Annotated in this window: 10 protein-coding genes; 4 read left to right on the forward strand and 6 right to left on the reverse strand. The window is 68.9% G+C overall.

Annotated elements, in window-relative coordinates; translation table 11 throughout:
- The first annotated feature begins 28 nt into the window (after positions 1-28).
- The 3 genes from TK50_RS11950 to wecB are packed head-to-tail and all read left to right on the forward strand — an operon-like array spanning position 29 to position 3,365.
- Complete coding sequence (locus TK50_RS11950; RefSeq protein ID WP_043962808.1) at positions 29-1,069, forward strand: SDR family NAD(P)-dependent oxidoreductase; 1,041 nt, start codon at positions 29-31, stop codon at positions 1,067-1,069.
- Positions 1,066-2,181, forward strand: a complete 1,116-nt coding sequence (locus TK50_RS11955) for a polysaccharide biosynthesis C-terminal domain-containing protein (protein ID WP_043962809.1) — start codon at positions 1,066-1,068, stop codon at positions 2,179-2,181. Before TK50_RS11950 ends, TK50_RS11955 begins: the two co-directional genes overlap by 4 nt.
- Before the next feature lie 50 nt (positions 2,182-2,231).
- The gene (gene wecB, locus TK50_RS11960) at positions 2,232-3,365 is read left to right on the forward strand and encodes a non-hydrolyzing UDP-N-acetylglucosamine 2-epimerase (protein WP_043964332.1); all 1,134 of its coding nucleotides are present in this window, start codon (positions 2,232-2,234) and stop codon (positions 3,363-3,365) included.
- 19 nt (positions 3,366-3,384) lie between these two features.
- Here the strand turns inward: wecB and TK50_RS11965 are convergent, their stop codons facing one another.
- From TK50_RS11965 to TK50_RS11975, 3 genes are all read right to left on the reverse strand, one after another.
- A complete protein-coding gene (locus TK50_RS11965; RefSeq protein WP_043962810.1) occupies positions 3,385-4,905 on the reverse strand; it encodes a hypothetical protein in 1,521 nt (506 codons plus the stop codon).
- 73 nt (positions 4,906-4,978) lie between these two features.
- Complete coding sequence (locus TK50_RS11970; protein WP_043962811.1) at positions 4,979-6,178, reverse strand: glycosyltransferase; 1,200 nt, start codon at positions 6,176-6,178, stop codon at positions 4,979-4,981.
- A gap of 141 nt (positions 6,179-6,319) precedes the next feature.
- Entirely contained in the window at positions 6,320-7,603 is a 1,284-nt protein-coding gene (locus tag TK50_RS11975) for a glycosyltransferase family 4 protein (RefSeq protein WP_043964333.1), read from the reverse strand.
- A 457-nt stretch (positions 7,604-8,060) separates the two neighbouring features.
- On the opposite strand from TK50_RS11975, the gene TK50_RS11980 reads away from it, so the two are divergent.
- Positions 8,061-9,101 (forward strand): polysaccharide biosynthesis protein, encoded by a 1,041-nt coding sequence (locus TK50_RS11980; protein ID WP_043962812.1) that lies wholly within the window; start codon positions 8,061-8,063, stop codon positions 9,099-9,101.
- Between the two features lie 15 nt (positions 9,102-9,116).
- Here the strand turns inward: TK50_RS11980 and TK50_RS32900 are convergent, their stop codons facing one another.
- The 3 genes from TK50_RS32900 to TK50_RS32150 all read right to left on the reverse strand — a co-directional run bounded on the left by TK50_RS32900 (position 9,117) and on the right by TK50_RS32150 (position 11,606).
- The gene (locus tag TK50_RS32900; RefSeq protein ID WP_082106406.1) at positions 9,117-9,590 is read right to left on the reverse strand and encodes a hypothetical protein; all 474 of its coding nucleotides are present in this window, start codon (positions 9,588-9,590) and stop codon (positions 9,117-9,119) included.
- Between the two features lie 76 nt (positions 9,591-9,666).
- On the reverse strand, positions 9,667-10,428 hold the full coding sequence (locus TK50_RS11985) for a GNAT family N-acetyltransferase (RefSeq protein WP_043962813.1): 762 nt from the start codon (positions 10,426-10,428) through the stop codon (positions 9,667-9,669).
- A gap of 104 nt (positions 10,429-10,532) precedes the next feature.
- Positions 10,533-11,606, reverse strand: a complete 1,074-nt coding sequence (locus TK50_RS32150; protein ID WP_052503700.1) for a GNAT family N-acetyltransferase — start codon at positions 11,604-11,606, stop codon at positions 10,533-10,535.
- Positions 11,607-11,702 lie beyond the last annotated feature (96 nt).

Here is an 11,702-nt window from a genome sequence, read left to right on the forward strand (position 1 = left end):
CGGGCTGGGAGAAGACAAGGAATGTGCGATGGACACTTCGACAGCGGGGCGCCGCGTCTTGATCACTGGAGGGACCGGTTCCTTCGGTCTGACCATGGTTCGACGGTTGTTGGACCGTGGGGTGGGCGAGGTTCGGGTGTTCAGCCGGGACGAGGCGAAGCAGGACCTCATGCGTCGTGCCCTGGGTGACGGGCGGGTGCGCTACTACGTCGGTGACGTGCGTGACTTTGACAGTGTGGAGCGTGCCGCCCGTGGCGTGGACTTCGTATTCCACGCCGCTGCGCTCAAGCAGGTTCCGTCGTGTGAGTTCTTTCCGCTGGAAGCGGTCCGTACCAACGTTCTGGGCAGCGCCAACGCGATCGAGGCCGCTGTGCGCAACGGTGTCGGCTCGGTGGTGGTGCTCAGTACCGACAAGGCGGTCTATCCGATCAATGCCATGGGCATGAGCAAGGCGATGATGGAGAAGGTCGCCCAGGCCTACGCCCGCAACCACCCGCATTGCGGCACCGTGGTGTCCTGCGTCCGGTACGGCAACGTGATGTATTCCCGTGGCTCGGTGATTCCACTGTTCATCGATCAGATCAAGGCCGGTGTGGTGCCGACCGTCACCGACCCGGGGATGACCCGGTTCCTGATGTCCCTGGCCGACTCGGTGGAGTTGGTGGAGCACGCCTTCGCGCACGCCCGCCCTGGTGACGTGTTCGTGCGGAAGGCTGCCGCCTGCACGATCGGGGACCTGGTTGCCGCGCTGTGCCAGTTGTTCGAGGTTCCGGTCAAGTACGACGTGATCGGGCTGCGGCACGGCGAGAAGCGCACCGAGACCATGGCGAGCAGCGAGGAACTTGCCCGGGCCGAGGACTTCGGCGAGTTCTATCGAGTGCCGGTGGACGCGCGGGACCTCAACTACGCGCTGTACGTCACCGAGGGGGACCTCGGCGGGCGGCCGGTCAAGGACTTCACGTCAGCCAACGCGCGACGGCTGTCCGTGCCGGAGATCATCGCGTTGCTGCGCGCGTTGCCGGAGGTTCGTGCGGAACTGGCCCTGCGCGAGCCGGCGCTGATGCCATGAGGGTGGCGATAACCGGCGCCTTCGGTTTCCTCGGCTGGCACACTCGGGTGCTCGTCCGGGCGCTCGGCTGGCCCGAACCCATCCTGCTTGGCCGAGCCGATCTGGCCGAACCCGCTGCGTTGGCCGACCGCCTGGCGGGAGTCGATCGGCTGGTGCACCTGGCCGGCGTCAACCGGGGAGAACCGGCCGAGATCGCGGCCGGCAACATCGCCGTGGCAGAGGCCCTCGCCCGCAGCCTGCGTCGCTGCGCGCAGCCGCCGAAGACCCTCGTGTTCGCGAACTCCGTGCAGGCCGGCAACGGCACCCCCTACGGCGACTCGAAGGCGGCGGCGGCGGCGATCCTGGCCGACGCCGCCGCCGGCTGCCAGCTCGTCGACCACCGCCTGCCGCATCTGTACGGCGAGCACGGGCGACCGTTCTACAACTCGGTCACCGCCACGTTCTGTCGCGTGCTTGCCGACGGCGGGCATCCCGAGGTTCGCGATGACCGCGAGTTGCACCTCGTCCACGCCACCGACGCGGCTGCCGCATTGCTCGACGCCCCACCCAGCGGTGTCTGGGACACCTCGATGCCGGCGCTGCGGATCGGCGTCCGCGCCCTCGCCGACCGGCTAGCCTCGTTCGCCGCCACCTACCGTGGAGGGGATGTCCCGCCGTTGCGGGACCGGCACGAGGTGCGGCTGTTCAACAGCTATCGGTCGCACCTGTTCCCGACGAGCTACCCGATGCCGCTCGTCCGTCGGGCCGACGGACGCGGCGAACTGGTCGAGACCGTCAAGGCTCACGGTAGGGGGCAGACGTTCTGCTCGACCACCCGTCCCGGCGTCACGCGTGGCAAGCACTTCCACTTGGCCAAGGTGGAACGGTTCGTCGTGCTGCGCGGGCGGGCCGAGATCCGACTGCGCCGGGTCGGCCATGGTGAGGTCGTGTGCTTTCCGGTGAGCGGGAACGAGCCGGTCCTGGTGGACATGCCCACGATGTGGGTGCACGACATCACCAACACCGGCGACGACGAGCTGCTCACGCTCTTCTGGACCAACGACCTGTTCGACCCGGCTCGGCCGGACACCTACCCGGAGCCGGTCGCCGAGGTCGCGGCTGCCTCCGCCTGACGACCGGCCGCGGACCGCCGCGCGCCGCACGAACAACGGAGGTGGCCCTGATGACCAGGGTGATGACGGTGGTGGGCACCAGGCCGGAGATCATCCGGCTGTCCCGGGTGCTCGACCGGTTGGACCAGACCGTGGACCACGTCCTGGTGCACACCGGGCAGAACTGGGATCCCGCCCTTTCCGACGTGTTCTTCAGTGACCTGAGGCTGCGCCAGCCCGATCGTCTCCTGCGGGTGGACACCTCGTCTCTCGGCCGGGTGCTCGGGGGGGTCCTGGTCGGCGTGGAGGCCGCGATCGAGGAGTTCCGCCCCGATGCGCTCCTGGTGCTGGGCGACACGAACAGCTGCATCGCCGCCCTGATAGCCCGCCGGATGCGGGTGCCGGTCTACCACATGGAGGCCGGCAATCGTTGCTTCGACCTCAACGTGCCCGAGGAGACCAACCGACGCCTGGTCGACCACGTCGCCGACTTCAACCTGGTCTACACCGAGCACGCTCGTCGCAACCTGCTCGCCGAGGGCCTGCACCCCCGCCGGATCCTGCACACCGGCTCGCCCATGCGTGAGGTGCTGGAGCACCACCGCGCCGCCATCGACGCCTCGCCCGTTCTCGACCGGCTGGAACTGACGCCGGGCGGTTACTTCGTGGTCAGCGCCCACCGTGAGGAGAACGTCGACGACCCGACACGGTTGCGTCGTCTGCTGGACTGCCTGCGCGCCGTCCGGGACTCCTGGCGGCTGCCGGTGCTGGTCTCCACCCATCCGCGTACCCGAAAGCGGCTGGAGGCGGTCACCGCCGACGACACCGTCCTCGACGGCATCGCCTTCCACGAGCCGTTCGGCTTTCTCGACTACGTACGCCTGCAGAGCCAGGCGAGGTGCACCCTGTCGGACAGCGGCACGATCAGCGAGGAGGCCGCGATCCTCGGCTTTCCCGCGGTGACGCTGCGGGAGTCGATCGAGCGCCCGGAGGCCCTCGACGCCGGCGGCATCATCATGACCGGGCTGGAACCGTCGGGCGTGGTCGAGGCGGTAGGGGTTACCGTCGACCAGGTGGCCGCCCACGGAGTCCCGTGCCCGGCGGACTACCGGGTCGAGGACACCTCCCGCCGGGTGGTGGACTTCATCCTGTCCACTGTCCGACGACACCACGACTGGGCGGGGATCCGGCGAGCCTCCCGCTGACGCCGACTCGACAGACCAGCTACCGCCGCATGCCCATGACGGGCTTCGCCTCCTGCCTGTACCGACCGAACTGCTGGGCCAGCAGGGCCAGCAGGATCAACGGCATCGCGTACTTCGTCATGAAGAACAGGATGTTGTCGAGATCGGCGCCGTTGATGTTGACCAGTGCCCACAGCATGGGTGCGATCAGCTTGGGGGCCAGTTCCGGCGATTGGGAGGCCGCCGTGTAATAGGACTGGAGGGCCCGGATGACGAGTCCGAAGGCCACGAAGGACAGGACGCCGCCGGCGAGGCCGAAGTTGATGATTCCCTCGCCGGCCATGCCGTAGATCTTGCTCGCGAAGCCCTCTCCCCTCTCGTAGAGCGGGTTGTAGAGGATCCGCGAACCGATGCCGATCTTGCCTTCCGGAACGACCGGAAGGAGCGCGTCGGGCACGAACATGGTGAACCCGTACAGGTAGGTTTCGCCGAGCATCGGCTCGAACTCGCCGTTGAGGTAGCGATAGAGCACGACGCTCTGGATGTCGGCCCGGCCCAGGTCCCCGGTGAGCATCGCCGGCAGGTCGCGGCCCGTGTCCTTCTCCGCGCTGTGGATGGATCCGGTCTCTCGAATCTCGTCGATGGCCTCAATCCCGCCAACCTTGAAGAAGGCGTATATGTAGATGAAGGCGAGCATGAGTGCGGCCACTATGGCGAGGGCTTTCCGCGAGACTTGGCGGAGCACCACGTGGACCAGGACGAGAGCCAATAGCACGGGCCAGAGGGTGCTGCTGCGGCTGCCCTTCAGCCCGCCGATGAAGAACTGGGTCAGGGTCATGGCGCAGATGAGCAGCACCAGCAGGGCGGTGTGCTTGCGGAGCGCCCGACGCCAGCGGACCAGGGCGAGGGCAAAGGCGATGGTGGGGAACGACTCGGCGAGAATGATCAGCGCGCCCATCCCGTCCATCTTCACCGGATTGATTCGGTCGGACATGGCGGCGACGAAACCGCCGACGCCGCCGAACATGGCGATCTCATAGCAGAAGGCGAGGATGCTCGCCACCGTCAGGGCCAGGCCGGCCGCGTAGAAGGTGGGCAGGTGCATCGGTCGGGCCCGTCGCGGTCGGTTACGGGGCCTGCGGGGCAACGTGAGGATCACCCGGTAGATGCCGAGCCCGACGACGTTGAGAATGGCGAGTGCGCCGAGCGCGTCCCGCCAGACCGGCGGGTCGTAGATGCCCACCGACCATGCATCCGTCGCGACCTGCAGGATCGGTGCGATATAGAGGAACTGAAGGCCCAGCAGACCTGTACATGCCCTGGGCTCGAAGACGTCGGTTCCACGACGGAACCACCGGACCGCCTCGGTGCCGATGAGGATGCCGGCCAGTGTCGTCGGCACCATGAACCAGTGACGCAGGACCGGTACGCACACGACCAGTGCGATGCTGGCTGCGGTGATGAGCAGCGTGGCGATCAGTCCGTTGCCGGCCGGCCTTCTGGCTTCCACCGCCTCGGCCGCGGGGACGGGTCGTGGGGCGAGACCGATCAAGGCTGTCATGTGCTTCCTCCAGCTGCGCCCGATATCGGGCTCGGTAATGGTGATGGCGAAACTGGACCGGGACGGCCCGGACTCACCCGGCGTGGCAGGCCGTTCGGCTTGCCGTCGCGTCCCGGACGGCCTGGTAGAAGGCGGTTCGTCGTGGGTCGAGGCAGGTGCGGGAGAACTGGCGTGCACGCGACAGGTTGCGGGCGGATGCCGCTGCCATCCGTTCGGGTGCGGCGAGCATCGCCGCGATCGCGGACGCGAGGGCCGCCGGGTCGTCCGGATCGACCAGGTCCTCGGCTGGGAGCAGTTCGGGGATGCCGCCAACGTTGGTGCCGATCGCCGGCAGGGCACGGGCCATCGCGTCGAGGAGCGCCCGCGGGAGCCCTTCGGTGCGGGAGGGCATGACGAACAGGTCGGCCTCGTCGAGCTTCGCGCGTAGGGGGGCACCGGGTTGGATCCACCCGGCGAAGGTCACCCGGTCGATGACTCCACGGTCCGCAACAAGTTTCTCGAGCTGGTGTTGAAGTCGGCCGGTGCCGAGGTGCACGAGCCGGACGTCGAGGCCGGCCGCTCTCAGCCGGGCCAACGCCTCGATGAGCGTGTCGATGCCCTTGTAGAGTTGCTCCATCGTGCCGGCGGACATGAGAACCGCCTCGGCCGGCTGGCGGACGATGCTGCGGGGGGCGGGGACGAAAGCGTCGTCGACCAGGTCGATGCTGGAGATGGCTGCGGTTGGGGCCCCAGGCGCGCAGGGGTAGCGCGCCTGCAGGTACGACTCCGTCACGTAGGAGACGCCGACCGCGGTGCGGCACTCGTGTCGCAACCGGGCAGTGCAGCGGTGGCGCAGCAGTGGTCGCAGCGGAGGCTGCAGGACACCGGGGGCGAGCACGTCGTACGGGTCGGCCACCACCTCCGCCGCGTACGGCAGCCGTCGTTGTCGTCGGATCCTGGCGAGATGGGAGCCGAGGAACGACGGTACGCGGACGATGACCGCGTCCGTGGGGCCAGAGGCGTCAGCGAGGACGTCGATGATGCTGCTGCGGCACCGTAGATACTGCCACGGACCGATGTAGTAGGGCAGCGGCCAGACTTCGACACCTTCCCCGTCGACCCGCAACGCATCCGCTGACACCTCCGGCTGGTCGCACACGCGGGCCACCACGCGGACCTTGTCGAACGCGGTCAGGTAACGCCGCCAGACCGGATAGTCGGGCACCTGCCAGGTCCACACCCGACCGTCGGGGGTCCGGGCGTACCGGGAGTCACTGCTGACGACGACCCTCATGGTGGGCCACCTTCCGTCGATTGCCGTCACCTGGGCAGGTGACAACTGGCGTTGCTCCATGTACCGAAGAATGATCTGACAGTTTTTGCCAGGAGATAGGCGTTTCAGGCGTTATTGGAAGACATCGGCTTCGCGCCGATGTCAGCGACGGTCTGCTCGCCGCCTGTCGCGGCCCAGAGCCTGCCGGCGCCGGTCGGAGCGCGCGGCCGAGATCCTGTGCAGGATGGTCTCGATTCGGCCGACGCCGACGGCGCGGGACATGCGTTCGAGGTAGGCGTCGCGGGCCCGCCGCGCCATCAGTTGTCGCTCCGCCTCGGGCAGATCGGCGGCGGCCAGGAACCGGTCCGCCAGAGCCTTCCAGTCCTCGGCCGGGCAGGTGAGCCCGGCCTGTGCGGTGTCGACCAGTTGGGCGGCGTCGCCGTCGGCGGAGACGATGACGGGCGAACCGCAGGCCATGGCGCTCTGGATCTTCGATGGGACGATCCCTGCGAACGACTCCAGCTTCCGCAGGGTGACGACCTGGTATTCGGCCCCGGCGTACAGGTCCGCCATCCGTTCGGGTGCAAGCCTGCCGAGAAACCGGACGTTGGTCGCGTCGAGGTCTTGAGCCAGCCGGCGAACCCGATCCTCGTCGATGCCGGAGCCGACGACGACCAGGTCCATCCGTGCCGCTGCCGCCGCGGCGGCGCGCACGGCGACTTCCACCCGCTGAAAGGGTCCGATGTTTCCGGCGTACATGACCGTGCAGCGGCCCCGGTGGCCAATCGCCGTCCGAGCTGCCAGTGTTGGAGGCTTCGGTCGGAATGTGCTCTCCTCGGTCCAGTTGAGGACGACCTCCACCTTCTCGGGGGTGGCCCCTCGTCGGATGACGAGATCCCGCATGGACGGCGAGATGGCGACGATGGCATCCGCCGACCGGTAGAGGCGCCGCACGCCCGAGTCGAGCAGTCGGTGGACGGCCCGGCCTCGCCAGCCCTCCGGTGACATCCCGGATTCGGTCACCGCCTCCGGCCAGAGGTCCTGCACGTGCAGCAGGACCGGCACGTGGCGAAGGAGGTGGGCCAGTGCGGGGGCGGCGAAGGTGGTCGGTGGCGGATGCCAGACATAGATCACGTCCACGTCGAGCAGGTAGTGGAGCCCGGCCGGGAGGCTGCTGACCGCGAAGGAGGTGTAGGTCGCGATGCGTCGCAGAGGCGAGGCGTCGTGACTCGGGTAGACCGGGGTGCGAAGCACGGTGAGCCGGCCCTTCGTCGTCCGTTCCCGCCACCGTTGCTGGTAGCCGGGATACGTGCGGCCCTTCGGGTAGTGCGGAAAACCGGTGAGTACCCGTACTTCGTGGCCGCGGGAGACCAGCTCGTCGACCATCTCGCCGACGAGGAAGTTGGGCTCCGGTGGGTAGTGCAGGGAAACCACGCCCACCCTCATGCGGCTGCCGTCCACGTCGTCGTTGACTGGCGGGGTGGGAGGGGAAGGTGTGGGTCGCGTGCGTGCTTCCGCGGCGACGCAGATCTTCCGATCATCATCGATGCTGCTCTCCTGCTTCCGGCGCTTCGCGTTGGGTGGCCGTGACGTGGCGTGTCGGCCTGGCGGGAACGGCGTGACGGTCACCCGCCCCGGTGACGGCGAGCCCGCTGCCCGGCCGGCCGATGGTGGCCGGCATTGCCCCTAACTGGTTGCCGGAGAGGGACGTTACGTGCCGCGGCGTACGTCACCAGGACTAAAAGGGAAAATCGGGCATAGCTCTGCGCTTCCCTCGTTCCTGTGGTTCGTTGAAGGGAGTGCCGTGCGGCTGCGTCGTCCTGGCTGCCGCTGTCTGGGGGTAGTCGACGATGCGCGGGGCCGTGGGGCTGACCGCGACCGCTGAACACATGGGAGAACATCGATGGGGGCTTCGACGGTGGGACGCCGTGTGTTGATCACCGGGGGAACGGGTTCCTTCGGTCGGGCCATGGCTCGCTGCCTGTTGGACCGCGGCGTGGGTGAGGTGCGGGTGTTCAGCCGGGACGAGGCGAAGCAGGACGTGATGCGCAGGACCCTCGCTGACGGGCGGGTGGGTTACTACATCGGTGACGTACGTGACTACGACAGCGTGGAGCGGGCTACCCGGGGGGTCGACTTCGTCTTCCATGCCGCGGCGTTGAAGCAGGTTCCGTCGTGTGAGTTCTTCCCGCTGGAGGCCATCCGCACCAACGTCCTGGGCAGTGCGAACGTGATCGAGGCGGCAGACCGCAACGGCGTCGGTTCAGTGGTGGTGCTCAGCACCGACAAGGCCGTGCATCCGATCAACGCCATGGGATTGAGCAAGGCGATGATGGAGAAGGTCGCTCAGGCGCACGCACGGAACAGGCCGCGTAGCGGCACCGTGGTGTCGTCTGTCCGGTACGGCAACGTGATGTACTCGCGTGGTTCGGTGATTCCGTTGTTCATCGAGCAGATCAAGGCCGGGGTGGTGCCCACGGTGACCGATCCGGGGATGACCCGATTCCTGATATCACTGGCGGACTCGGTGGAGTTGGTGGAGCACGCGTTCCAGCATGCGCGTGCCGGTGACGTGTTCGTCCGCAAGGCCGCCGCGTGCACGATCGGGGATCTGGTCGCAGCGTTGTGCCAGGTGTTCGAGGTGCCGGTCAAGTACGACGTCATCGGACTGCGGCACGGCGAGAAGCGCGACGAGACGATGGCCAGCGGCGAGGAACTGGCCCGGGCCGAGGACTTCGGTGACTTCTATCGGGTGTCGGCCGATCTGAGAGAGCTCAACTATGCATCCCGCGTCGCCGAGGAGAGGGTCGACTGCCGGTACCTGTCCGACTTCAACTCCTCAACCGCTCGACGGTTGGACGTGCCGCAACTCGTCGCGTTGCTGCGCACCATCCCCGAGATCCGTGCGGAGTTGGCGTCCTGGGCGCCGGCAATGATGCTGTAGCCGGGTTGATCCTTGTCAACCGGTCCGCGAGTCCCGTTCGCCCGCCCCGGCCGCCGGCAGATCAGAGCGGAGCTCGTCCAGTCGCCGGGCGAGCAGGACACGCAACGGAATCGACTCGCCGTCGCGTCCACCTTCGCCGACGATCAGCGGTGCAGGCGCAGGTGATGGTTCCGCGCCGAGGAACCTGGCGCGTAGGCTTGCCGGGACGGTCAGCGGATACCACCGTCCGGCGACGTCCACTGCCAGTAGTCGGCTCCGGTCGACGTACCATCCGAAGAGCCGCGTGCGGTAACGACCCCGACCGTTGTAGGGCCGGGCGTGCAGGCGGGTCGTCGGCAGCGCCCGCCGGTTCGCCTCAGCGGCGAACCACGACACGATCTCCGCCGCCTTGGCGTGTTCGGCAGCCCGTCGCCGTTCTTCCGCCTCGGCATGCGCGCGGACCGCCTGCCGCTGCCGCTCGCGCCAAGCGGAACTGTCGTCACCCACCATCACGACGATACGCGTCGCGCCGGTCAAGCTGCCGCACGGCCGATGTGCCGACCGCCGGGCGCGCACCGTTGGGATGTCAGGCTGCTGGCGGGACCGGTCGGCTCATCCGGGCGAACGCGGCGAAGCCCGCCGGCCCGGTCCCCTCCTCGATCGCATAGGCGCGGCTCGTGCCGAGCAGGCCGGCCAGCCCGCCAGCCAGGATGCCTCCCAGGGGGCCGGCGGGTGCCCGCAGCACCGTGCCGACCACTCGCAGGGTCGCCGAATGTGGCCCGACGCGCACCCGGAGGTCCCCGAAGCCGTACGCCGCCCGGTGGGCGGCGAAGGCCGGCCAGTCCAGGGCCCGGACCCCACCTCCGCCGGGTGCCGGCGTCACCTCGGTCCAGGTCGTGTGCGACACGTCGGCGAAGCCGGCATGCAGGTAGAGGCGGCGGGCACCGGGGTTGTCCCGCGACACGTCGAGGAGCGCCCGGTCGCACCCCAGCTCGCGAGCCAGGGCCAGGCCGTCGGCGAGCAGTGTGCCACCGAGCCCCACCCCACGGGTCGCCGGATCCACGGCGATCCCGTTGAGATGCAGGGCGGGCGGCACCAGTCGCCAGTCGGCCACGGCGACGAGCCGGCCGTCGACGTGGACGCCGCGCAGCAGGACGGTGCGTAGTCCCGGTGGTGGCGTGAGGGCCGCGGCGAGGAAGGCGCGGAACCCGTTCGCGTGGTAGGCCACGGTCCCGTTGCAGCCGACCGGGACGGAGCTGGCGAGCAGCCGCGCGGCGGCGTCCAGGTCCGCATCGGTCGGCGCGACGAGTCCGACGACCGGGCCGGCGGCGCTCAGGAGGGAGGGCATGTGAGCCGTGCGGTGTCCGGCATGCCGGCTAGGGCCGGACGGGCGACGATCCATCGCGAACCTCCGTCAGGGACTGGTCGGTACCGAGTGGCGGCCCGGTCCGCTCAGCCCGGCAGGGGGAAGCGGTACTGGGGGAAGAAGTCGTCGCCCGGTGCCCAGGACGGGGCCCGTCGGCGGCCCTCGGCCAGGTGCGTCGCGCACAGCTCCTGGTACGCATCCGGATGCACCACCCGCGTGCCCAGCTGGTAGTCCACCACGCCGTGGGGCGCGAACGCCCGCTTGTAGCGGAAGATCCCGTCGTCCGGCTGGTATCCGCCGCCCAGCACGAAATGCGTCCGGCCCGTCGCCCTTCCCCACCGGCAGATCTCGTATTTGAGCAGGTCGTTGGGGCGCAGCTCGAACGCTGACTCCTCGGTGCCGCCCAGGTACGAGTAGACGTGCCGGGCGGACGCCAGCACCAGCTCGGTGGAAACCACCCGCCCCTCGTGCAGCGCGTGGAAGAACGCGAACTGCCCCGGAAGCTCGGTGACCAGCGTGGTGAAGAAGCCGCGGGAGAAGTAGTAGTGCGCCGCCGCCGACCGTCGGTCCATCGTGGCCCGGTAGATGCGCAGGAAGTCGTCGAGCCGCCTGCCCTCGGTGTCCACCTGCACCGTCACACCGCTGCGTTGCGCCTTCTTGACGTTCTTGCGCACCTTGTGGGCGAACTCCCGCCACATCTGGTCCTCGGGGGCACGCAGGTCGCGTACGACGTTTGGGAAGGTGCGGATGGCAAGCCCCGGGTGGGCCAACCGCTGCCCCTCGAACAGCGACAGCCGGGTCACCTCCGACACCACCCGCCGGCTGGTGCAGAACCGGTCGTAGGCGGCCCAGAACTCCTTGGCCTCGACTTCGCCGGCCCGATGGTGGAACGCACCGGCGTAGCCGTAGGGGCTGATGACGTCCCGGTACTCCCGGCCGCCTGCCCCGGCGGATGGGCCGACGGTGCGCAGCACGAACGGGAGCAGGACGAACCCGTGCTCGGTGCGGGCGTACGCGGCCAGCGGCTCGTCCCGTGCCCCCGCGAACAGCCGAACGTAGGACGGATGGGCGAAGACCTCCCGAGCCTCCCACCGCTCGTGGACGGCACGCCACCGGGCCGCATCCGCTTCCCGACGCGCGTCCCAGATTTCCAGCTTCATCCGCCCTCTGCCCTTCTGCGGCCCGTCCCGGGCACCTCAGCAGGGGTAACGAGGTGCGACGGCCACGGGTGTCGGCTCCCGCACGGCCCTGGGAGG

This window comes from Micromonospora haikouensis (genome assembly GCF_000876225.1).
Taxonomy (GTDB): domain Bacteria; phylum Actinomycetota; class Actinomycetes; order Mycobacteriales; family Micromonosporaceae; genus Micromonospora; species Micromonospora haikouensis.